Here is a 19,871-nt window from a genome sequence, read left to right on the forward strand (position 1 = left end):
CTCTGCTTTCGACTGGCCGGTCTAGCCGCGCGGTGAAATTATATCATTCCCCAAAGGTGCAGGCGAATTGCAAACGAAAGACGATCCGCCCCTCCTCGGTGAGAATCGGCGGCGGGATGCCGCCCATGTTCTGAATAAATCCGACGCACTCGTCAGTCATCGGGTTAGCCTGCACGTAGTCGATGATGCGCTGGACGGCGCTGGCGGCATCGCGGCGCTTGTCTTTGGCTCCGATGATATCCACCAGCACATAATGCTCAGCCCCTAGGTCATTGCGGATAGCGGTACCGCCATTCGGCCGGAACACCATCACAGCTTTCGACATGTCGCCGGGATCGTCATACAGCAACTGCTGCACGATAAAGCCGTCAGTCAGCCCGGCATCGCCAAAAAGATTACGCACCCGCTCATACATAAGCGGTGTCATAACGCCAGCTCCCTACGCATAGCTTCGGTGATCTGCCCCTGCGTATCGGCAAAGCCTTTGGTCAGGAACTCTTTTTCCGCCGTGGCGCGCCGGAATACTTGCGGCACGTTCTGGTCATGAACGTACACGGCATAATTGGCTGAGTAGCCTACGCGCCCGGTTAGCCGGGTTCCGCGGACATTCATTTCCCTGTATTGACTATTCAGCAGCGTAGACGTATCAATCGGGGTATACAGCGCTGCCTGCGCCGCCCCAATCAGCATGGCCGATTGAATGGCGCGCACAGCTTTCCGCCCCTGAATATCGTTTATGATCCGCTCCAGTCCGCGTTTTGACTGTGCTATACCCCGGACTTTTGCCCCCATGATTATGCCCCCGTCAAAATAGCGAAATCGTCCGCCTGTCGCTCGAACGTGTCGGCGTATCTGATAACCTGCCGCACCTCGTCGGCGCCGGCGGAAACCGGATCAGCCTCTGTTGATTCGCCGATCAGCAGGTAATCACCCGCGTCCGCCAGCGCGTATTCAGACCAGACGGTGTTTTTCACGACGACCTCGGCACCCAGGTTGCCGAGGCGCTTGCTCAGCCCGCCTTCGTAGTCACACATGATGACTTCCGGCGCAGCGTAGCCCAGCGGGTCGCCGTATTCGTCATTTCCGGGCAGTTTGCGCCAGATAGTCGCCTTGGCTGTGTAGCTCCAGTTGGCAATATTTGACACAGCTATCCCCTCCACTGCAGCACCACTGCATTCGTCGCCCGGATGCGTTGGCAGTTGATGAACCACTCGCCGTCAGATTTGATGTAGCCGGTGGTCTGCCTGCCGGTGTCCGTCAGCACCCAGACGCGAGTGAAAGGTTTTGGTAGGCGCTCATTCACAGTAATCCAGCTCATTTGCACCCACCTACAACCATAAAAAATCCGACATTATTGCCAGCGCTGATCGGTAGTTCGGCGGTGCAGCCATGAACGTCCAGCCGGGCCAGCGAGTCGCGCAACCAGGTTATACCGTCCACCCCATAGTCAAATGAGCGGGATGCACCGGACGGCGCCCCCTGCGATTTGATGCGCCGAGCGCCGGATGAGGCGGCTAAAAGCGCCGCGGCATAGATCTTGATCAGCTTTTGCGTGCTCTCGTCTTGCCCGGCTGCATCCAGACACTCATCGATGGCATTCACCTGCGCCAGAATCAGGCCCAGCACCACAGATGGAATGCTGTAGCCCAGCTCGGCAAGCAGAGCAGACACGTCATCGGCAGCTATCTGGGCCGCCATGGTTATTTCACCTTCTTCTGCAGCTCAGCCAGCTGTTTCTGCGCCTCATCCAGCTCGGTCTGCAGCTTTGCGTTGGACGCGGTCAGCGTAGTTACCTTGCTGTTGGCCTCATCCAGCTCGGTCTGCAGCTTTGCTACTGCTTCGGAATCAGGCGTTGCCACTTCCAGCACCTGCTCGCTAACCGGGATCGCCTTGCCCGACAGCCACAAGGGAAGCGAATTGCCTTCGAAAATAGCCCCCCTCTTCAATTCGTGACTATCGTGGGTCAGCATCCATTTCTGCTTTTTCTTATCAGCCATACGGCCTCCGTAAAAGAAAAGGGGCCGAAGCCCCGTGAATTACGCGTTGGTGACCTGAACGTAACCGGCTTGGCCATTGTGGTCGTGTTTGAACTGGGGGGACGCCGCTGCCAGGACGGTGAAGACGTAATCATCTTCCGGGTTCTGGCGTGCTTTCGGGCGCATGGTCAGCGGCATGCCGTTGAGGATTTGGACCACGTCCGGGCGTTTAACCACGCCCAGCAGCTCATTTGCTGGAACTTTCGACGCGGGAACCAACGCAGCCACACCTGGGATTTCCATGATGCGAGTGGAAATGGTTTTGGAGTAGTTCGCCGCGTAATCGGTCACCGTGGTGTAGAACCAGTCCGAATAGTTCAGGTAAATGGTCACTGGTGCGTAGTAGTTTTGAGTGTGCAGCAGGTTGATCAGGTCGGTGATGACGCCAACCCATTGTGCCCCCGTAGCACCTTTCAGAACCAGACCATGAACACCGGTTGCGCGATAAGGTGCGTTGCGCAGCCCGAATATGGTTGAGCCACTGACGTTAATGGTCGAATCACCGTTCAACACCAAATCCTCCAGCTTCTCAGCGATTTTGCGCTGATGGTTGGTGATGGCATCGCTGTCCAGCGAGTAGCCTTCCGTTTGGGCAGCCAGCATCTGGCGCCAGCCGAAAGACAGTTCGCTATCGATGATCGGCAGTGGCGTGCCTTCATAATCCATGACAGGCTGATCGGTCTTAGCTTTACCGCGACCGTCCAGGCTGATATTCACATCACCAGAGTCGGACAGGGTCATGAAGTAGTGAACGATCTTACCCAGTGCCATCGGGCGTGACACGCTTGCCGCCAGGTCGTTGAACACCGCCAGGACGTCGCGCTGCACGGTAATCGCCGAACGGTCCCATTCGCCCCAGACATCTTTAGGCAACACGGAGGCGTTACCAACTAGGTTGTCATACGCGATGAACTGGCCGTTTGCGTCGTTAACCGCAAAACCGTGCTGGGCCGCCATATTGCGCTGCATCATATCCCAGCGACGACGGGCGTTAAGAATCAGCGCTTGCTGTTCTTTCGTATACTTTAACATTCGTGTTTTCCTTATGCCTTGGCGTACGGAGTGGAGAGGATCACCACGTCGGCGAAACCTTCCGCCGCCAGAGTGCGCCCTGCTTTTTCGTCGAACGTCGCAACTACCTGATTGCCGCTAGCGGCCGCCTTGAACACGCCACCAGCACCGACAGTCAGTTCCTGCCCAGCGGTGTAGGCAGCTGCCGCCAGGCGGACGTTGTATTCCTGCTCACCTTCGACGCGATACGCCACGCCGGTTTCGTTTGCTGCGTAAGCAGTGGTAATTGCCTGACCAGTGAAGCGACGATTGCCAAGAATGAGCCAGCGCCCGGTGGCATCGGCCGCCACGGCCAGTTTGCCGGAGGCAACCTTAACGGCCACGCCAGGGTTGAGCGCCGCCGCTACAGGCAGGTTGATGGTTTCCGGTTCACGCTCGACCGGGCCGCGATAGATGACATTCGCCATTATTTATTCTCCTGATCCATGCCAGCGTTGAGGTCGTAGTCTTTCCACTGGTCGACATCAGCATTCACCTGATGGAATGACGGGTTAAGGCCAGTACTGGTCTGGCACTGCGAATACATGTCGTTCAGCGCATCGCCAGCCAGCGAGTTGATCGCAGCTTCAGTCATGAACGGGAATTTCGCCTTGACCGCTTCACGCTTGGTTTTGAGGTCTTGCTCAGCGTTCGCCTGTAACTGAGATTTCAGCGTGCCGATCTCGTCGGTCAGCGGCTTAAGTGCCAGGTTTACTGCCGCAGTAATCGCGTCAGCGTTAATCTGAGCCTGGCCCGGGTCGCCGCCACCTTCTTTCTTCTTCATCTGTTGGTTGTAGGCATCCCAGACCTGATCGTCGGTCAGCCCCTCGGTTTTAACGCCTGCGGCATTGAGCGCGGCGATCATCTTCTCTTTCATCGGGTTTTCTTCTCCGTTGGTTTTGACTTCGTACTCAGTTGGTTTGCGCACGACTTCTACTGGATCGCCGACAAGCGTTACGACCTTGTCAGAGATGAGGTACTTCTGGTCGAAGAGTTTCGGTTTGGCGTTCTCGCCATCCTCTTCGTAAACGAAATGGTCAGGCCAGACACTGACGACGTAGCGCCACTTTTTGTCGTCCTGCTTGATGGACATGCGCAGTGCCTGGTAGATGTCGTCAAAGGACATCTCTGATGCGTTGCTGATGAAGAGCTTAACTTTGTTCCACCAGCCGTCTTTCAGGCTGTTGGCAGCATCGATGAGGCTCGTCGATTCAACATCAGCCTCTTGTCCGTCAGCGTTGACGAACATGCCGACGCCTTCATCTGGCGTGCCAGCACCAGGCTCATCGAGCAGGATCGCGATGTGGTCGAACTGCATGTTGTGAGCGACCCAGGAGTGCTTTTTCCCCTTCGACTCGCCAGCCTTCTGCTCTTTGTTCAGCAGCAGGCCGGTGGAAACATGAATCGGGTCGGCGTTGTTGCCGGTAATCATGTCGTCCAGGCGCTGAATAAGGCGCTTTCCGTCAGGCTTGGTATCTGCCACGGCCTTATTGACGTAAACGTCCATCACGACCTTGTCGTTGGCCTTGCTGACGTTCTGAGCCCACGCACCGGCGTAATAATCGTTAACCGCCTGCGGGTCGTTGGCGCTAACGTATTTGCCGTTCACCATCGGGTGACCCAACGGCATCAACTTGCGCTCCATTGTCAGGTAGCTGTTGTTAATCTCCTCCGCCGGGTACAGGCCGCCATTCATCACGATGTCATCGACGATCGGGACTGCACCACGAATGACGTAGTGTTCCTGGCCGTTGATGGTTGTCGTTGAGATGTTGGAGGCGTTGATGGCGAGGGATTTAACGTGGATGCTGGATAGCTTCACGTTGCGTCCTCATTAAAGTGATTTAGGTGTAACTCTTCGGCGATAGTCGGCGCTTTTTCTGTGTCCGTCCCAATCGGCAAGCATCCTGTCATGGGCTATGAGGCCCTGAGTAATTGCCTTAATCCTTTCTTTTGGGCGACATATGGTTTCTGCGAATTGGTAGTGGATGTTCAAAATCCCCACTGCGTTGGCGGCATCACATGGGTAGATCATGCGGCCTCCTTGGTGGCCCACTGCTGACGCTCTTTTTTCAGCTTATCCGCCAGCCCTTCATTAAAAATGCTGCCGTCGTCGTTGAGCAGCACCGGTATCTGGCTGCAATAGCAGTTGTACCGGTTGCCATTCTCGGCGTAGAAGTCCCGCACCTCTTCGGTAGTGTAAACCTTACCGTGACGGCTGGCGTGCCAGGCGCGCGTTGTTGGTTTGAGCGCTGACAGCCACAGAAGGCCGGTATTCAGCCCAAGCCGGTCAGCAGCCCAGTCAGTTTCGTTCCATTGCGCCTGGCGCAGCGCGCCGACTTGCTCGGTCTGTGCGATGTTTTTGGCACGAGACATCGAGACATCGAGGCGCTTGCTGATGACTTGCGCTGTCTCGCGAGGATTGACGCCCCGACCAATGGCGTCGGCAATGACGTTGGCGAGGTCGCCGCGCGCCCGGTCAGCCTCCAGTTTCCAGTCGCTGTACGTGCTGATGTATGCGCTGGCGATCTGGTTCTGGTAGGCCGGGCTGGATAGCAACTGCTGCAGCGTCGTCTGGCTGGCGTAAACCTGCGACTGTTGAGACAGGTTATTGAACGCTTCGAACGTACCGCGCTGGAACTCAGCCGATACATAATCCAGCGCCCAGAGATTTTGCTCACCGCCTGCCAGCAAGTGGTCATCCAGTATCGTCTGAACCACCTGCAGCAAGTCACGCATTTGCTGCGCCGACATGTCGTAAATGAACGTCCCGGCGTTCACCTGGTACAACGTCGGATCGTCGCCGTTGGTATGGCACAGGAAATGCCATGTCTGACTATTGCCAAGTCTCTCCCGACCAATAAGAATCCGGTCAAGCTGCGCTTTCAATTCCAGTTTTATCGCGTAATACCGATCTTCGATGTCGCGCGCCATATTGCTGACGGACTTTCGCGACATTGTGGGGTCAACTTTCGACCGTGGTATCACCGGACTTTTCGGCTTCTGACTGAGGGTCGCCCAGGGGATCGGGCTTTGGTTTGTTGCCATCAGGCGGAACCTCATCTTCAAGCTCAGGCAGTGGTTGCAGTTCGCCAGCCGTGCGGATTTCGTTCTCTTCGATAGCCGAACGACCAAAGGCATTCGTCGATTTCACCGCCACGTCGGCCAGCTTGTCCATATTGGCAATCTTCTCTGCTTGGCTCGGCGCCAGCAGATCAGACCATCCGACGGTAATTTCCTCACCAGCGGCTGGCTCAACAATACCAAGCGTCCAGAATCTGGTTACAACGTCGGTGATAACATCGGTCAGAAATCCTTTGCGGCGACTCATCCTTGTGCGCCCCCACCCTTTCGCATCCTCAGTGCTGGCGCGCTCACCAGTCTGCATGCCTATCAGCTCTTTAACCGGGATCGGTACTGTGGCGCAGAACTCACTGAGTGCAGTGCGCCACGTTGGTTCAGGGTCAGCGGCTGCAACACTTAGCACCTCAGCAGTGCCCGCTTGCATAAAGCTGGCGCTGTCAGTGCTGTTATTCAGGCGACGAACCTGATCATCAAGCGCATCAGCCAGTTGTCCTTCAGGAACGCCGAGAGCTTTAGCCAGGGCGGCGAAGTTGGTCTTCTCGCTGAATGAGTAGTTAAGCTGGCGACTGGCGTTCTTGAGGAAACCTTCTGACGCACCTCCGCTCACCTTCTCGATGTCCAGAAGCTTATTAAATCCAGCCTCAAGCAGCGATTTACCAGAGGTCATGACACCATCATCAGAGCCTTCAGCAAGGATGATTACACGGCTAGGGTGGACGTTAATGATGCGCCCCGGCCTTGCATCTAAGTTTCCATCGACAGGAAGCTCAGTGAACGAGTACATCGTCACTTCACCGAACTCGTCGCTGCTCTGGTCTTCGTTCCACTGCACAGGATCAAGCTGCGCTTCCCATACCGGAATCAGCTTAACGAGGGCTTTCTCCCTTTGTCTGGCAACCACGACAGTATCCACGGGTTCCCACCACGGTTTACTGTCCTTTACCTGCACCAGCAGAGCTGAATAGCGGCCGACAAGGTTACGGCGGTCAGCGCCCTTAATTTGCTCCCAGCAGCGCTTCAGCAACTTGTTGATGCGTTTATCCCAGTCGGTGAGCTTTGACGCATCCTTTGTCTGGTCGCCTTCGTAAACTTCCGGGAAATCCTCCCAGCAGCCGTCAACCATACGCGTCACGGCGGCACCTGCTACAGCATTGCGGCGATATGCCCGGTAGAAGTCATCAAATGTTAGTTCCTGCGGGTAACCGAACTCCTGATAGAGGCGCTGGCGCTTCGTGTTGCTGGTCCCATTGAACAGCGATGAAAGGTAGTTCCGGCGTTCTTTTTCGACGCTGGAGTTACTGGCTCGCTGCTGTTTCATTTCGCTTTCGGTCACGATGTCCTCCGTCAGCGCGAGCGCACCAACATGCCTGTAATTTTTTGTGGTGAATGCAGTACGCGGTAACGCGTTGCATCCCAGTCGTGGTCTTCCTGCTGGGTGTCGACGTCGTCAGGGTTTTTATCGTCGCGAACAAGCACTGGAATGCGGCTTATCCAGCCGCGACAGTATTCGAAGACATAGAAAGCAGGCTTCTCAGGCATTCCTGATTCCAGATTCTTGCCCTCTACGACAGCCTCAAGCATGTCAGCGAACAGCGATGCGCCATTGATGCGTGAGCCGGGCTTTTTATTGGATGGGATCCATTCGACACCCTGTTTCTCCATCTTTTGGGCAATGGAAAGCTCGTCATCGCCGGTGTTGTAAATCGCCCCATCAGCCGGGCCTTTTGATACCTCACCGCAGATGCCTGGCATGATATGCAGTTGGCCCTGCGTTTTGCCGTCGAGTTGAATCTCCTCTGGCTCATCTGCATCGTCGCCCACCAGCCGCCTATCAACCCACGCAACGCCTTTTGCGACGTTGGTGGAGGACATGTTCAGACCTTTGTTTAGCTCGTCCGGGGGGCAGCCGTACCACTCGCCAATCAGGATTAGCGACCCGGCTGGCGGGCAGAACTGGCGACCGTCAGGCAATTCAGCGGCAGTACCATCAGCCTGTGCCCACCAGAGGTTAGAGAACGGCTTCGACTCGCCCCAGTCATGGGAGCGGTCAACCGTCCAGCTATCCGGGATGCGGAACGGCTTAATGACGTGTAGCGATGCATTCCAAAGATGGTCAAAGCGGCCACCGCTGGTTACGTCCCATGAACCCTCTACCCACGCCTTGCGACGGTTCGGGTCTTTGATGGCCATCAGCGTCGCTATGTACTGCGGATCCAGATAAGGGTTTTCTTTGAACGAACCGTGAATCGCAACGCGGGTGAGCGTCACGTCCTCTTCGCGCTCGGTCTGCGGGTTAAACACCTTTTGCGTTTCGCGAATGATTGTGCCGCGCGGCGCAGGTTCAATGAAGCGTTTCTTCACCCAGGTATGGCCGATGCCGAACGGGTTGGTCGTGCTGAACGTCTCCAGCGGGATTGGCTTCAACAGGCTGCCGCCCGCCAGCGGGTAGTTTTCTGGCCGGAACGAAGAGCGCCGGCAGGAGAACATCATTTCGTAGAACTCTGGTGACTGCTGCTTCGTCAGCTCGTTGAATCCAATAAACGGGAACTCCTGGCCGTGATAGTCCCAGTAATCGCTTTCCTCTTTACCGAAACGGAAGAGCAACTCTTCGCCCGTAGGCCAGACCCATCGCAGCTCACTGGCCGATGCCAGATAGCGTGCCCCGTCGTTGAACAGGCGATACATGCGCTTTGACTGAGTGATGATGTCGGTGAGGTTTTTATACTCGGTATCGAAAATTACGCCGCGCCAGAACGAGCCATAACCCAGGCCAACCAGACGACGAAAGCGCGCCAGCTGCGCGGCAGTTTTTCCCGGACCACGCGTACCCTCGTAGAGGATTTCGTTACACGGGCAACTCAGGGAGAGCGATTGCGATCCCGGCAAAGGTTTCCAGACGGCTTTGTAATTCATCCACCCAATACCTCGCCCTGCTGTTTCTGCGCTGCTTTTTCCCAGTCGTCTACGTTATCGCAGGACGGGACCGGCATAACGTTATGTGTGGCAACAACGCTTTGCTCAACCTTCTGTTTGTTGGTGTAGACATCCCCAACCTCTTTAGCCGCCTGCTCCAGCAACTGCGCCGTCATGCCCATGTTTTTCATGTTTTCTGCGGTCGTGGACATTCGTTGCAGGACGCGCAGGCGATAGGCCTTATTGGCGATCGGGATATCGGAAATTTCATTGAGGAAGCGGTCGCGGGTCGCGTTGAACATGTCGACCCACTTTTTCGCCAGTGTCTTGCCGCTTACCTTCGTTGGGTCATGAGATTCAGCCTGCTGGCGGGTTATTTTGATACCAAATTCTTTTTGGACAGCCTCCACCACCTGCGAAGGGGTATCAAAGCATGCAAGCATTTGAATGATGAAGGCTTTCACATCTGATTTTAGTGCAGCCATGCCTCACCATCCGTCTAATACAGTCCAATATTTAAGCCAGCCTCAGCATGCACGTCCCGCACGCCCTGGCGATATCGATGTGAGCTACCTCTGCGGGTTGATTTGCTGCGTCCACCAGTTCCTGCACATCGCGGCTCGCGCCGTAGCGGCGAACCACGCCTACGAATTCTTCAACGTCGTGGCCGCGCAATTTCAGAACCGGCCGCCCCTCTTTGTTGAACTTCGGCGCACCAAACTGATCGACAGCCTGGGTGATGTGGTAAAGCTCGTGCTCCAGCAATGCGCAGAATTCAAGGTCATTACATTCGGCGCAGTAATCGGCGGCCAGCGTGATGATGAATTGAGGAACCCGGCCAAACCATTCATACATCTGCTGTTCCATTCTGGCTTTTTGCCAGCCGCCAGCACGCATCATGACCTCTTCACACTGACCGAGGACTGCGCGCCCTTTTTTCTCAAAAGCGTTAGAGGCCCACAAAAACGCAATGTCAGCACCTGCCAAATGCTCGTGGTCAGGATTATGCAGGTAACCGGAATCGTTGATGATGTTGTCGCTGATCCAATCGTGAATATCGTTTGCCGGGGTTAATCGCGTGTACGGATACGGGTCGGCTGGTGTGATGAATGACTGCGGTGCGTGCGGTCTTTTTATTGCTGAGTCACTCATGACAGAATTTTCCGCTACCTCATTAAATAAAACGCCGGGATATACGAAACACCGCTCAAGAAAACCTATATAAATCTCTGCCAATGGCGCTACATCTGCGCTATTGGCAGGATTTTATAAATAAGCATTATCACAGGCACTCAATGAATGCCTGCTGTAATGCCGAGTTAAAACAGAGCCAGCGCCTCAGTCGCTTCCTGGATTGCCTTGATGGTTTTCGCCACAACCTCGGTTTCCGTATGCACCCGGTTGTACTGATCGATAAACAGCTTGTACCGCAACTGATCATCCTGAACGAATTCGATCGCCTTTGCCGTTGCTGCTGTGTCATAACTGAGCGTTGTCAGCAAGCCGACGCGAATTTGTTGTGATGCTGATAATTCTTCCGCCATGATTACTCTCTTGTTGTTGATGCGCCAATTAGAAATTAACGTTGTGTATTACCACTTCCCCTTGACTGATCGGCCTCGCGAATAGCCGCCAGCTGCCCGTTTGCTTGCTCAATTGCCGCCAGCAACGGATCAATCCAGTAAATCGCCTGCGCATATGTCAGTCGGCAGCCGGAGGCAGCGGAGCCAGTACTGGTTGTGTCAGCGTCTCTGGCAGCGGCGTGCACTGCGCTGGCACGTAAACGGTTCGTGTAGTCGAGCAGCCGATCAGCAACATCATCAGGAACGCACTTACCACTAGCTGGGTCACGTTTAATAATTGCCCGGTAAACAATCTGTTTTTCATCTGACTGCCCTTTGATGTTGATAGCGTACTGATTCGCGTTGCGTGCTATCTCGTTGTAGCGATGGAACTCAAACGACTGACGCGCAATTATTGCCTGCTGGCCTGCGCTGATATTATCAGACTGTTTGCGCCCAATTTCGGCAGCATCAGCATCCCAGCGCAACCCCTGAACGTACCAGCCGAGCGCAATACCAGCTACCAGCGACAGACCCGCAATTGCCCATATTTTCATGCTGCACCCGACTTTTTCTGTGCGTCAGCTATACGAGCACGCGCTATCTCTACGTATTCAGATTCACGTTCAATGCCAATAAACTGAAAACCCTCCAATACCGCTGCTTTTCCTGTGCTACCGCTGCCCACAAACGGATCGAGCACGGTACCGCCAGGAGGCGTTACCAGACGGCAGAGATAGGCCATCAGGTCGGTGGGTTTGACTGTCGGGTGATTATTACCGTTTCCCCGATCGGTTTTGCTCGCCTTTGCGCAGTAGAAGAAGCGTGCAGCGCTGCCGCCGCTGTCATTAATACCGCGTAGAGTGTTAAAATCTGGATTTCCTTTGCCATAAATTTTTTCATTGGAACCCGTTAGGCCAACCCCGCGCATTGACGATTTCGAAGGGGCGGTCATAGGAAACAGGGCAACCACCTCATCACTGCCATCGTGAATCAGGTTGGCAGGCCAACGGCCGAGGGAGGAAGATTGGTAAACCTCATCCCGCTTTGACGCAGCGCCGTATGCGTTCGTGTTCTCCCCTCTCGCTGGCTTGCCGTTGTAGCGCGCTGCTGGGTCGTCAGCGCCTACCACCCGGCACCCGTCGATATTCAGTGCTCCCGTACTATGCGCCAGCACGTTCGCCGCGACGGTGCCCACCAGCGGCTTGCGCGCCACGGTGATAGGCTCCAGTGCTGGCTTCAGTGCGGTTCCCCAGCCTTGCCATTGATTAGCTGAGTCAGTGGCGGGTTTCGTGTATATCACTTCTGACGAGTGCCCGCGACCGGCTCTCTCTGATCCTGAATGAAGGGAGCTGCCCTTTATGTTTCCTGACTTAACTCTCTTGCCAACGATTTCGCGCTCAACACCGGCCGACTTATCAATCGCCTTGCTAACATCCATAGACTTAGGGAATCCGCTGCCATAAATCCAGGCAATCATAGAATCCCGACCAAAAGTGGCATCCAGCAATTTTAACTGCTCTGGTGTCATGCTCTCAATCAGCGCCTGAGCAGTTTCATTCGTGTCATACAGAAATGTCACCATGTCTCGCAGCTCAAATCCGGCGTCTTCGATGCGGACTGCCATTCGATGCTGAGTGCGGGTTCCTGCGAAAGCAAGTAGGTGGCCGCCAGGCTTCAGGACGCGCAGACATTCACCCCATATTTCTACTGACGGCACATCGTAGTCCCATTTTTTACCCATAAACTTCAGGCCATACGGAGGGTCAGTGACAATACTGTCTACTGAGTTATCCGGCATTGAGCGTAAGACGTCGAGACAGTCGCCGTGATGAAGTTTTACTGATGTCATGACAAAAACATCTCGCGTTCTGCAGCGCGACGCGCAACCAGCCCTGGCAATACTTGGCTGCCGGCCTTGTTCCATTTCGGGAATTCATCAGCCGCACCAGCAATATCACCAGCGTTCAGTTTTTTCAGCAGCGTGGACGTGGACAGCGATCGAATGCCGAGGTTGTATGCAAAGCTAACCAGCGCGTCAAATTGACCTTGAGTCAGCTTGACCTTTGCCAGTTGATTTACTGCCTGCTCGTACTGGACAACGCCGCAGCGCAATAACCGCTCTGCGGTAGCCTGGTCAATCTGCATGCCGGCGCGGACCGGTTTACCGTCAACTGCCTGCGTCCAGCCGTATCCGATAGTCCAGACGCCGACAGAATCCTGATATGCGGACAGGCGGCAGCCCTCGAATTCCTTGATCAACGCGATACCGTTATTGCTGATTTGCATTGCTGTCCCCATCGTCTGCACCGACGCGGCGGCTGATTGCGCGAATAGCGATGCCGCGCAGCTTCTCTACACCGATAAATCCAACCATTCCGCCGATAAACGGCGACATGCTGATCGGCAGCCCTACAACATCCAACGCACTGGAAATGCCAAGAGAAAGGGCGCCGCACAGGACGCCCTCTATCCATTTATTTTTTCGCTCAACGCCGTCATAAATCAGGCGTCCGTAGCAAATGATTACTGCCAGCGTCGCGCCGGATATTTGCGGCAACGAGTTTTTCAACCCGGTGGCGATGTCCGCCCAGAATCCGGGATCTTTGTCGTTCATACGCATGACCTCACCTCCGCGTAACGGGGCGCAGTTGAAATAAAAAAGCCCCGGCGAATGCCGAGGCTGTGAATTCATTTTTCGATTATCCAGAAACGCAAAAACCCGCTCAGTGGCGGGTTTATCATTATTACGCATATACGTGTTACATCGTATCTAATGCTATTGGCTCAGTGGCTCAATGTCAATAGCTTTGTTTCTCGCAAAATAAAAACCCCGCCGGAGCGGGGAACTGGGGAAGAAAATCTATCCTACTTGGGTTCATCCCCAGAGACCCAGGGAACAAGAAAAACTTAGTCCTTGCTGGCGTCTTTATCAAGCCATGACCTTAATCCAGCGCAAAATGCATCAAATTCGGTTGTTGTTATCTCTCTACTGCGAGAAATTGTACCGTCAAAATCACTATTTCCAGTGGGCGTCTTTGCCGACGAACTACCGCGCAACCATGAGTCAGCCCGGCTTGTTGATGTCGGGATGCCGCCCAACGTAACTATCTCTGCGATATCGCGCCTTGAGAGACTGAGAGCCATCGCCAGCGCTTTAATGTTTTTGTTGCTCAACTTGTCGTCACCAGTTCTTGTGGCACTCAATATACGCGGGACGATCATCACATTTAACGAATGCCCTGTCGCCGCTAAGCTTTACGCCGCCTTCTGATAAAAGGCAATGCTCGACCCAGGCATAGTGATGCCCATAACCCTCTGTGGGATGGTTCTGAAACTTCTCTTCTGTAAAATACCATTCTAAAATTATGTCAACGCGCCAATCCGGGTCAGATAACATGCCTTGATTTATGGCGTATTTGAGATCACAAGCGAACCTCTGGTATTTACTGCGGCACATAACTAGTGCGGATTTTGGAATATAAAATCGCTTCATTATGACACTCCGTTATTTTTAACTGATGGAGTTGGTTAATCCCCCCTCCCTGCTGACATCAATTATAACCGATAATCAGTTATACTCAATGGGGTGATGCTATTTTTTTGTGACGGGTATCTCTCTTCTTACAGAGCACAGAAATGCCCGCCCCTGTGCGTCGACGTACACAAACATCCCAGCATTCAACCAGTCCTGAACTTTTTGTGGGCGCACACCCATGTGACGAGCAAAGGCAGCCTGATTGCCGCCAAATTGCCTATTAATAAATTCCATCAACAACATTATATTTCGATCTCACTGAGTGGTTTTTCTACCATGTGCCACAAATCGTTAGTTCCCACCCCGTTATCTCGGAAATTGACGGCGCACGCATAAATTTTTTCTGCCAAATTTTGCGACATAAAAATATTCAGCGCCCCCTCTGCGTAATCAGAAAAATATTCGGCACTGATTTCGATATCGTTGTTTTCTGCGTTTTCCATTGCGGCATCGTATAATTGATATGCATTCATCTTATTTTCTCCAGCGGTAGGCGGATATCTCGTTTCGATGAATTCAATATAACCGATAATCGGTTATTTGTCAATCTATCGACTGCCGTTTAACTTCTTTCTCTGCGCATTCAGCCGATCCCGCTCCGCCAGCGCTCCGGTCAGCCGCAGGTAAACCAGCATTTCCGCCGACTCTATCATCGCCAGAGACTCCCGCCGGCACGTTGATATAGACGGGATGTCTACGGGTCTGTGCGCTGGTACGCGGCGCGACATCAGGCATTTGACCGGGTCATTGCTGGCCGCGGCGCTATCATCGCCAATCATGAGAGCGTCGCGGTACACGCGCGCCAGGTGCCGATCGCTGCTGCCGTACACATACCGGCAAAAAATCAACACCCAGGCTGTGCGACTGGTTGCATACAGCTCGTCCCAGATGGCACTAATCAGCCTGCCATCATCGTCGCTACACATCGGCCGTGACGGGTATTCTGCCGGGCGCATGCGCGCCATGAACTGCGAAATGATGCTGGTCTGCCGGCGGTCCAGGCGCCCGGAGTACACCCACGCGCCGAATTGATCCAGAATCGGCTGGAGCCAGTATTTTTGCGCCTGCGTCAATTTTAATTCGTCCGTCACGCGCCAGCCCTCACCAGTGTTTTTTGATAATTGCGCAGAATCCGGTAATCAATAACCACCGACCCGGCGTAGCGGTATATGCGCAAGCGGCGCAAGCGTAGGCGCAAGATGTCGGTGGTGTGGTTATTTGATTTCATGCCGCCTCGCATATAATGATTTGCCCTGTTTCACCCCAGATTTTTGAAACCCGGCCATCCCAGATGCGGCTATCGTCATCAAAAATCGCATCCAGCAGGGCTTTCTCCAGGTTGTCTTTGTCGGGTTTCTGCTGGTGGGGCTTGCCATTCATTTCCGCCCGCTTCTTTTTGCTCCAGCTTGCTGGCATCGGTATGACGAACGTGACGTGCCAGCCGCTTTCCGGGAGTGTGATTTTGTTCAGCCTGACTTCATCGCAAAACGCCCGGTACCGAAGTACCGGTGGCCGTTTTTGCCATTTGTCGCGCTGTGTCATGCGTGGCTTGCCTATCGGCGTAATGTTGTAGGTTTTCACTTCGGCACCACCAAACCCTGGCGGGCAATCTGAATGACGGTCAAGACGATGGCGCGGTCCATGATCTGGCGGCGCTCTTCACGGGTCAGGTTTTTCCCGTTGTCTATCTCTGTGTGGCACTGGACGCAGATGGCAGCAGTGGCGCAGTCATCAGCCTTGATGCCCATGCCCTTGCCTTCATTTCTGTGAGCAACCTGGGTACCCCAGGTGCCGCACAAAACGCACTGCTGAATGCTGCCGACGGCCGCCAGCCATTTTTTACTGCGGTAGATGGTTTTCATGCGGCAGCCCCTTTGCCACAATCAATATTGGTGACCGGTATACCGACATATTCATCCAGCCAAATTGGCTTCCCGCCTTTTGTAAACATGGTGTGTCCGATATCGCGCTCCAGCGAGATGTATCGCCGGTAGAGATACGGGTTTAATGTGGCTGCGTTGCGCAAATCGTTGAGGGAACCCATTATGCAAAACATGCAGCTGAGGCGCTCATTGCCTGTACTGTATGCCCAGTGTGGTTTTTGTCCTGCGCTGGCGATTGTTTCGAAAACCTGCTCAGTGGTCAGATCAAAAACAGGGAGCCAGTCATAAACATCGCGCCCTCTGACGCTCTGGCTCTTGTTGAGACTTAGCGGGTTGCGCTTCGCTCTTGCTGCTGATTCTTGCGAGCGCAAACCCATGCAGTTGACCGCGATTCCGCCACCCCGTCTCTTGATGTCCTGGCGGATGAATTTTTGAATGGGTCCACGTTTTAAATCGCTGGTGCACTGTCGGAAACTGGCGCTGGGCCACTTCCCGCGTGATTTGACCATGCCGAGAAGGTTTTTTCCGGCCTGGACGACGTTTAAATCATGGGTTGTATTTCCCTTGATGTGCTCAATAACGCCGGGCCACTCAACGTCACCCAGACTCGCGTGAATGACTACTATTTGATTGTGCGGAATATGCTCAGACAGCAACGCATACATAGCCTGACTATCTTTTCCTCCGCTGTGGGAAACATAGAAAATCGCACCAGCGCTAATTAGCTCCTGAATTTTCTGGTTCATCATGCCGCATACTCCAGCAGCTGCGCGGCTGCGTTTTCTGCTGACTGCTGGCTTGGGAATGACCGGCGCAGGATAAAATTCCAGAGAACGTCGAGAGTGGCCCGGTAAAGGTCGTTAAATTCCAGGTCATCCATTTTTGCAAATGAGACAGAGCGCGCCTCGCGCTGGACGCTGCCATCGGGCATGATATAGGCGTCGTAATGCCCAGCTTCGGTGGTCACCCATCGTCGGAATGCATCAAATGATTTTGTGCCGGAGATGTTAGCGGCGCGCTGGCGACCGGTGGTTTCGCAATACTCATCAGCGACAGCACTGATTGCGTCCTCTGCGCCGGCGTAGCTGGCGAGATAACGCACGAATCCGCGAACGAAATCGCGTTCAGATTGAGAAATGGCGCCGCCGGCCGGCTCCCAGTAGTCAAAACCAAGACCCAGCAGGGAGAAATATTTTCGGTGAAATGCGGGGTTGCGAGCCTTTTTAAACTCGCAACAAATCACTGCACCGACGGCCAGCCGGTTCAGGTATTCGCGAGTGTCAGGTGTGGACGGAACCAGTATTCCGCCCGGGGATTTTACTAATGATAACTGCGCCATCGTTCATCCTCGTGATAGCGCAGTAATTTGGGTTGCCGGGTGTTCAGTCCGGCACATTAATTATACGGCTTGTTCCCAGAGTTTACAATTTCATATCCAGCAAGTTTTGCGATATCCAGCAGCGCCGCCAGGCTTGCTACATGCTCATTATCACCAACTATTCTAACGCTAACTATCTGTCCCTGCTCTATCGTTATTAGCGCTCTGCCGTCTGGGAGCCCATCGGCTACAGACTCAATGTCAGACACTAAACCCCCACTCACAACCCACATTATTTATACTGTATATAAAAACAGTATCACTTGGAATACTTGCATCGAACTTAACGACTTCTATCATATTCGTATAATTACTAATGTTATTATACAAAATTGCATAAAATCATTTATATTTTTTATTAATTCTGTTGATAATTAATTTTTACAATAAAAAAGGAGCGTTTAAGCTCCCCTTTTTCTAACCCGCTGCTCACCCGCTCAGCTTCATGAATCCTACTGGACCGAAAAACCACGGTGACGAGCTGCTTTCGCATGTGCCGGTGATCGTCGCATAGCCGACAATGCCGCCTTTATCCATCATTTCAAATGATGGGATCGCTGGTGCGCCAGCAAGCTGGGCGACACGCATCGCTTCACGCCACTCGGCAGGGGTCGGCATTGTCGCTGCGGCATGAATCAGCACTTGCCCGCGGTATTTCGTGTGCCAGCTACGGTTCTCGATGTCTTTGTAGCCATTGACGATAAGCCAGGCCCAGGACTGGCGGATAGATAGTGCTTTCATTCGGCACCGCCTGTTGTCGGATTGGTAACACCCGGGTCACGAACATCCGCGCGTAGCACCAATTCACGTCCGTCTTTGAGCGTGAAAACAATATCCCGGCCATTATGCATTAGGCTTTCAGCAACAGCGCGATATGCCATATCAGTCACATCGGTCTTCTTACCTATCCATATGCCCTTTTCTGTGTTGATGGTGCCGTAAAAGACCTGCCCGGTTAACGGGCTTGCGCCCATTGTTTTTATCTTGCTCACGCCTCACCCCCTTCGCTCTCATCGGCTCCGCGCAGGCAGTCAGACACGGAGATTAACCCCTTGTCCCGTAGATACTGACTAGCTTGGTTAGCGACCTTGCTATCGGGGTTTGCCCTGCGCAGTGACCAAGATAAGCGCTTGACGAACATAGTCAGCTCGCCGATCAATTTCGTGGCGTCAGGAATATGGTCTGACAGGGGGGCTGGCGGCAGCGACATCCAGTGGGTTACATCCTGACGAATAGGGACAATTCCGTATGCGTCATCCCATCGGCCCTCGCAGTAATACAGCGTAGAAATGTCACCACCTTTGAAGCATGCAAGAACCTCTTGCTCTGAATTCGCCTCTGGCATCCGCTCACTGCAGGCCACCCAACCATCCGGAATTGCCGGAGAGTTGCCGGACTGGTGCATGGCGGCGCGGCAGGCTTTTTCTGCAAACGATATCAGTTGCTCTTCGTATTCAGGCGTAGCGCTGCCCAGATCAACTATGTTTTCTACTAAATTCTCAGCCAGCGCGCGAAAGTCCGGCACCGCGAAAGGCTGGCTAGCGGCTGCCGGGACGGGTGCGGCGTAGAGCGCGACAACTGTGTACTTGTTCGGTCCCGTCTCATCCCCGTTTAATCCATCGACAACGCCCGTTATATGCTCTTTGTTCAGATCAACACAGTGCTCGTCCATGTATGCGGTTCCATCCGGCTCGCGAATCCCGTACATGAACGGCTCTTGCCCCCGCAGATATGCCAACTCTGCCCCCTGAGCGAACAGCAGCCCCTCAAGCTCGGCGATACGCCGCTGCATCGTCGGGATGTGATGCTCTGCCAGCTCGGCAACCAGCTCATCAGTAATCAGCTCGGCCGCATCGATCGCAGCATTCCACGGCTCAGCGACATCATCAGTAACGCGCCCATGCGGCAGTGTGCTGCACGTCCAGCCGTTGGGCTCCACACGCACGTATTTGAGGCTCTCAAGTTGAGCGGTGATTTCCGGTGCCGGATTGCGTAATGAGTGATTTTCCTCCGCCAGATCTTTTGCTGTGCGTCGAGCGCGATTCATTGTCTCGGTGAGTTCCCGCATGTCGAATTTCAGGCGTTCAATTTCACTGCCCTGCCGCTCAATTTCACCCGCTGCATAATTCAGTACCCGGCGTTCGTCGGTTGATGCCGCTTTGACTGCCGCGGATCTGATGGCGTCGGTCAGCGCCTCTTTCGTCAGTTCTGTCATTTGGTTTTGCCTTGTTTTTTGAGGTATTCCCGCCAGTAGTTCAGGCGGCGTTTAAAGTGTTCCCGGTGCCGCTCCGCAACGCGGCCTATTTCTGCTTCCACCTGGTGACGGTCGGTCTTGCCGTCGATCAGGGCGTGAATCAGTTGATTGGCTCGCAGGTCCAGCCACTCCATTTCCCTGCATTCAGCGGGCCATAATCCGCGGTTGTGTGG

31 protein-coding genes are annotated in these 19,871 nt (G+C 54.1%); all 31 read right to left on the reverse strand.

The window, feature by feature from the left end:
- Positions 1-43 precede the first annotated feature (43 nt).
- Positions 44-427: a phage tail termination protein gene (locus CVE23_RS15685; protein ID WP_100849885.1), complete on the reverse strand. Its 384-nt coding sequence runs from the start codon at positions 425-427 to the stop codon at positions 44-46.
- Positions 424-792: a hypothetical protein gene (locus CVE23_RS15690; RefSeq protein ID WP_100849886.1), complete on the reverse strand. Its 369-nt coding sequence runs from the start codon at positions 790-792 to the stop codon at positions 424-426. Before CVE23_RS15690 ends, CVE23_RS15685 begins: the two co-directional genes overlap by 4 nt.
- Positions 793-794: 2 nt before the next feature.
- A complete protein-coding gene (locus CVE23_RS15695) occupies positions 795-1,145 on the reverse strand; it encodes a hypothetical protein (RefSeq protein ID WP_100849887.1) in 351 nt (116 codons plus the stop codon).
- Between the two features lie 2 nt (positions 1,146-1,147).
- Entirely contained in the window at positions 1,148-1,318 is a 171-nt protein-coding gene (locus tag CVE23_RS23110) for a DUF551 domain-containing protein (RefSeq protein ID WP_100849888.1), read from the reverse strand.
- A complete protein-coding gene (locus tag CVE23_RS15705) occupies positions 1,315-1,698 on the reverse strand; it encodes a DUF7370 family protein (protein WP_038667799.1) in 384 nt (127 codons plus the stop codon). Before CVE23_RS15705 ends, CVE23_RS23110 begins: the two co-directional genes overlap by 4 nt.
- A 2-nt stretch (positions 1,699-1,700) precedes the next feature.
- Positions 1,701-1,997, reverse strand: coding sequence for a hypothetical protein (locus CVE23_RS15710; protein WP_100849889.1), 297 nt, complete (start codon positions 1,995-1,997; stop codon positions 1,701-1,703).
- Positions 1,998-2,036: 39 nt separating this feature from the next.
- Complete coding sequence (locus CVE23_RS15715) at positions 2,037-3,068, reverse strand: major capsid protein (protein WP_100849890.1); 1,032 nt, start codon at positions 3,066-3,068, stop codon at positions 2,037-2,039.
- A gap of 11 nt (positions 3,069-3,079) precedes the next feature.
- On the reverse strand, positions 3,080-3,514 hold the full coding sequence (locus tag CVE23_RS15720) for a hypothetical protein (protein ID WP_100849891.1): 435 nt from the start codon (positions 3,512-3,514) through the stop codon (positions 3,080-3,082).
- Positions 3,514-4,908, reverse strand: a complete 1,395-nt coding sequence (locus tag CVE23_RS15725) for a DUF2213 domain-containing protein (protein ID WP_100849892.1) — start codon at positions 4,906-4,908, stop codon at positions 3,514-3,516. Before CVE23_RS15725 ends, CVE23_RS15720 begins: the two co-directional genes overlap by 1 nt.
- A 209-nt stretch (positions 4,909-5,117) precedes the next feature.
- Positions 5,118-6,020 carry a phage minor head protein gene (locus tag CVE23_RS15735; protein ID WP_167389578.1) on the reverse strand — a complete coding sequence of 301 codons (903 nt, stop codon included), beginning with the start codon at positions 6,018-6,020 and terminating at the stop codon, positions 5,118-5,120.
- 31 nt (positions 6,021-6,051) lie between these two features.
- Positions 6,052-7,503, reverse strand: coding sequence for an anti-CBASS protein Acb1 family protein (locus CVE23_RS15740; protein WP_100849895.1), 1,452 nt, complete (start codon positions 7,501-7,503; stop codon positions 6,052-6,054).
- A gap of 11 nt (positions 7,504-7,514) precedes the next feature.
- Positions 7,515-9,083, reverse strand: a complete 1,569-nt coding sequence (locus tag CVE23_RS15745) for a terminase (protein ID WP_100849896.1) — start codon at positions 9,081-9,083, stop codon at positions 7,515-7,517.
- Positions 9,080-9,568 (reverse strand): DUF2280 domain-containing protein, encoded by a 489-nt coding sequence (locus CVE23_RS15750; RefSeq protein WP_100849897.1) that lies wholly within the window; start codon positions 9,566-9,568, stop codon positions 9,080-9,082. Before CVE23_RS15750 ends, CVE23_RS15745 begins: the two co-directional genes overlap by 4 nt.
- Before the next feature lie 31 nt (positions 9,569-9,599).
- Positions 9,600-10,235 carry a putative metallopeptidase gene (locus tag CVE23_RS15755; protein ID WP_188726087.1) on the reverse strand — a complete coding sequence of 212 codons (636 nt, stop codon included), beginning with the start codon at positions 10,233-10,235 and terminating at the stop codon, positions 9,600-9,602.
- Positions 10,236-10,402: 167 nt separating this feature from the next.
- Positions 10,403-10,627 carry a DUF2560 family protein gene (locus CVE23_RS15760; RefSeq protein WP_100849898.1) on the reverse strand — a complete coding sequence of 75 codons (225 nt, stop codon included), beginning with the start codon at positions 10,625-10,627 and terminating at the stop codon, positions 10,403-10,405.
- A 35-nt stretch (positions 10,628-10,662) separates the two neighbouring features.
- A complete protein-coding gene (locus tag CVE23_RS15765; protein ID WP_100849899.1) occupies positions 10,663-11,202 on the reverse strand; it encodes a hypothetical protein in 540 nt (179 codons plus the stop codon).
- The gene (locus tag CVE23_RS23115) at positions 11,199-12,497 is read right to left on the reverse strand and encodes a DNA-methyltransferase (protein ID WP_100849900.1); all 1,299 of its coding nucleotides are present in this window, start codon (positions 12,495-12,497) and stop codon (positions 11,199-11,201) included. The genes CVE23_RS15765 and CVE23_RS23115 overlap by 4 nt, the downstream gene beginning before the upstream one ends.
- Positions 12,494-12,934 carry a lysozyme gene (locus tag CVE23_RS15775; protein WP_100849901.1) on the reverse strand — a complete coding sequence of 147 codons (441 nt, stop codon included), beginning with the start codon at positions 12,932-12,934 and terminating at the stop codon, positions 12,494-12,496. Before CVE23_RS15775 ends, CVE23_RS23115 begins: the two co-directional genes overlap by 4 nt.
- Positions 12,918-13,268 carry a phage holin, lambda family gene (locus CVE23_RS15780; RefSeq protein WP_225622695.1) on the reverse strand — a complete coding sequence of 117 codons (351 nt, stop codon included), beginning with the start codon at positions 13,266-13,268 and terminating at the stop codon, positions 12,918-12,920. Before CVE23_RS15780 ends, CVE23_RS15775 begins: the two co-directional genes overlap by 17 nt.
- Before the next feature lie 561 nt (positions 13,269-13,829).
- The gene (locus CVE23_RS22900; protein ID WP_100849902.1) at positions 13,830-14,141 is read right to left on the reverse strand and encodes a hypothetical protein; all 312 of its coding nucleotides are present in this window, start codon (positions 14,139-14,141) and stop codon (positions 13,830-13,832) included.
- Between the two features lie 284 nt (positions 14,142-14,425).
- Positions 14,426-14,656, reverse strand: coding sequence for a hypothetical protein (locus CVE23_RS15795; RefSeq protein WP_100849904.1), 231 nt, complete (start codon positions 14,654-14,656; stop codon positions 14,426-14,428).
- 75 nt (positions 14,657-14,731) lie between these two features.
- A complete protein-coding gene (locus CVE23_RS15800) occupies positions 14,732-15,274 on the reverse strand; it encodes an antiterminator Q family protein (RefSeq protein ID WP_100849905.1) in 543 nt (180 codons plus the stop codon).
- Entirely contained in the window at positions 15,271-15,423 is a 153-nt protein-coding gene (locus tag CVE23_RS22790; protein WP_373287818.1) for a YlcG family protein, read from the reverse strand. The genes CVE23_RS15800 and CVE23_RS22790 overlap by 4 nt, the downstream gene beginning before the upstream one ends.
- On the reverse strand, positions 15,408-15,764 hold the full coding sequence (locus tag CVE23_RS15805) for a RusA family crossover junction endodeoxyribonuclease (RefSeq protein ID WP_100849906.1): 357 nt from the start codon (positions 15,762-15,764) through the stop codon (positions 15,408-15,410). Before CVE23_RS15805 ends, CVE23_RS22790 begins: the two co-directional genes overlap by 16 nt.
- The gene (locus tag CVE23_RS15810; protein ID WP_100849907.1) at positions 15,761-16,045 is read right to left on the reverse strand and encodes a DUF1364 family protein; all 285 of its coding nucleotides are present in this window, start codon (positions 16,043-16,045) and stop codon (positions 15,761-15,763) included. The genes CVE23_RS15805 and CVE23_RS15810 overlap by 4 nt, the downstream gene beginning before the upstream one ends.
- On the reverse strand, positions 16,042-16,815 hold the full coding sequence (locus CVE23_RS15815; RefSeq protein ID WP_225622598.1) for a phosphoadenosine phosphosulfate reductase domain-containing protein: 774 nt from the start codon (positions 16,813-16,815) through the stop codon (positions 16,042-16,044). The genes CVE23_RS15810 and CVE23_RS15815 overlap by 4 nt, the downstream gene beginning before the upstream one ends.
- The gene (locus CVE23_RS15820; protein ID WP_100849908.1) at positions 16,812-17,405 is read right to left on the reverse strand and encodes a DUF1367 family protein; all 594 of its coding nucleotides are present in this window, start codon (positions 17,403-17,405) and stop codon (positions 16,812-16,814) included. The genes CVE23_RS15815 and CVE23_RS15820 overlap by 4 nt, the downstream gene beginning before the upstream one ends.
- A gap of 468 nt (positions 17,406-17,873) precedes the next feature.
- Entirely contained in the window at positions 17,874-18,185 is a 312-nt protein-coding gene (locus CVE23_RS15830) for an ASCH domain-containing protein (protein ID WP_100849910.1), read from the reverse strand.
- Positions 18,182-18,436, reverse strand: a complete 255-nt coding sequence (locus CVE23_RS15835) for a DUF7446 family protein (RefSeq protein WP_225622599.1) — start codon at positions 18,434-18,436, stop codon at positions 18,182-18,184. The genes CVE23_RS15830 and CVE23_RS15835 overlap by 4 nt, the downstream gene beginning before the upstream one ends.
- Positions 18,433-19,659: a DUF551 domain-containing protein gene (locus tag CVE23_RS15840; protein ID WP_100849911.1), complete on the reverse strand. Its 1,227-nt coding sequence runs from the start codon at positions 19,657-19,659 to the stop codon at positions 18,433-18,435. Before CVE23_RS15840 ends, CVE23_RS15835 begins: the two co-directional genes overlap by 4 nt.
- The gene (locus CVE23_RS15845) at positions 19,656-19,832 is read right to left on the reverse strand and encodes a hypothetical protein (RefSeq protein ID WP_308420899.1); all 177 of its coding nucleotides are present in this window, start codon (positions 19,830-19,832) and stop codon (positions 19,656-19,658) included. The genes CVE23_RS15840 and CVE23_RS15845 overlap by 4 nt, the downstream gene beginning before the upstream one ends.
- Positions 19,833-19,871: the final 39 nt, after the last annotated feature.

Origin of the sequence: Dickeya fangzhongdai (assembly GCF_002812485.1) — a bacterium.
In the GTDB taxonomy this organism is placed as follows: Bacteria; Pseudomonadota; Gammaproteobacteria; order Enterobacterales; family Enterobacteriaceae; genus Dickeya; species Dickeya fangzhongdai.

Bases quoted from the DNA above. Each gene is read 5' to 3' on its own strand.
- CVE23_RS15715 (WP_100849890.1), bottom strand. From the start codon at position 3,068: ATGTTAAAGTATACGAAAGAACAGCAAGCGCTGATTCTTAACGCCCGT.
- CVE23_RS15780 (WP_225622695.1), bottom strand. From the start codon at position 13,268: ATGCGTATGAACGACAAAGATCCCGGATTCTGGGCGGACATCGCCACC.
- CVE23_RS15685 (WP_100849885.1), bottom strand. From the start codon at position 427: ATGACACCGCTTATGTATGAGCGGGTGCGTAATCTTTTTGGCGATGCC.
- CVE23_RS15755 (WP_188726087.1), bottom strand. From the start codon at position 10,235: ATGAGTGACTCAGCAATAAAAAGACCGCACGCACCGCAGTCATTCATC.
- CVE23_RS15840 (WP_100849911.1), bottom strand. From the start codon at position 19,659: ATGACAGAACTGACGAAAGAGGCGCTGACCGACGCCATCAGATCCGCG.
- CVE23_RS15705 (WP_038667799.1), bottom strand. From the start codon at position 1,698: ATGGCGGCCCAGATAGCTGCCGATGACGTGTCTGCTCTGCTTGCCGAG.
- CVE23_RS15745 (WP_100849896.1), bottom strand. From the start codon at position 9,083: ATGAATTACAAAGCCGTCTGGAAACCTTTGCCGGGATCGCAATCGCTC.
- CVE23_RS15775 (WP_100849901.1), bottom strand. From the start codon at position 12,934: ATGCAAATCAGCAATAACGGTATCGCGTTGATCAAGGAATTCGAGGGC.
- CVE23_RS22900 (WP_100849902.1), bottom strand. From the start codon at position 14,141: ATGAAGCGATTTTATATTCCAAAATCCGCACTAGTTATGTGCCGCAGT.
- CVE23_RS15845 (WP_308420899.1), bottom strand. From the start codon at position 19,832: ATGGAGTGGCTGGACCTGCGAGCCAATCAACTGATTCACGCCCTGATC.
- CVE23_RS23115 (WP_100849900.1), bottom strand. From the start codon at position 12,497: ATGACATCAGTAAAACTTCATCACGGCGACTGTCTCGACGTCTTACGC.
- CVE23_RS22790 (WP_373287818.1), bottom strand. From the start codon at position 15,423: ATGCGAGGCGGCATGAAATCAAATAACCACACCACCGACATCTTGCGC.
- CVE23_RS15760 (WP_100849898.1), bottom strand. From the start codon at position 10,627: ATGGCGGAAGAATTATCAGCATCACAACAAATTCGCGTCGGCTTGCTG.
- CVE23_RS15810 (WP_100849907.1), bottom strand. From the start codon at position 16,045: ATGAAAACCATCTACCGCAGTAAAAAATGGCTGGCGGCCGTCGGCAGC.
- CVE23_RS15820 (WP_100849908.1), bottom strand. From the start codon at position 17,405: ATGGCGCAGTTATCATTAGTAAAATCCCCGGGCGGAATACTGGTTCCG.
- CVE23_RS15750 (WP_100849897.1), bottom strand. From the start codon at position 9,568: ATGGCTGCACTAAAATCAGATGTGAAAGCCTTCATCATTCAAATGCTT.
- CVE23_RS15795 (WP_100849904.1), bottom strand. From the start codon at position 14,656: ATGAATGCATATCAATTATACGATGCCGCAATGGAAAACGCAGAAAAC.
- CVE23_RS15690 (WP_100849886.1), bottom strand. From the start codon at position 792: ATGGGGGCAAAAGTCCGGGGTATAGCACAGTCAAAACGCGGACTGGAG.
- CVE23_RS15735 (WP_167389578.1), bottom strand. From the start codon at position 6,020: ATGGCGCGCGACATCGAAGATCGGTATTACGCGATAAAACTGGAATTG.
- CVE23_RS15815 (WP_225622598.1), bottom strand. From the start codon at position 16,815: ATGATGAACCAGAAAATTCAGGAGCTAATTAGCGCTGGTGCGATTTTC.
- CVE23_RS15830 (WP_100849910.1), bottom strand. From the start codon at position 18,185: ATGAAAGCACTATCTATCCGCCAGTCCTGGGCCTGGCTTATCGTCAAT.
- CVE23_RS15710 (WP_100849889.1), bottom strand. From the start codon at position 1,997: ATGGCTGATAAGAAAAAGCAGAAATGGATGCTGACCCACGATAGTCAC.
- CVE23_RS23110 (WP_100849888.1), bottom strand. From the start codon at position 1,318: ATGAGCTGGATTACTGTGAATGAGCGCCTACCAAAACCTTTCACTCGC.
- CVE23_RS15765 (WP_100849899.1), bottom strand. From the start codon at position 11,202: ATGAAAATATGGGCAATTGCGGGTCTGTCGCTGGTAGCTGGTATTGCG.
- CVE23_RS15720 (WP_100849891.1), bottom strand. From the start codon at position 3,514: ATGGCGAATGTCATCTATCGCGGCCCGGTCGAGCGTGAACCGGAAACC.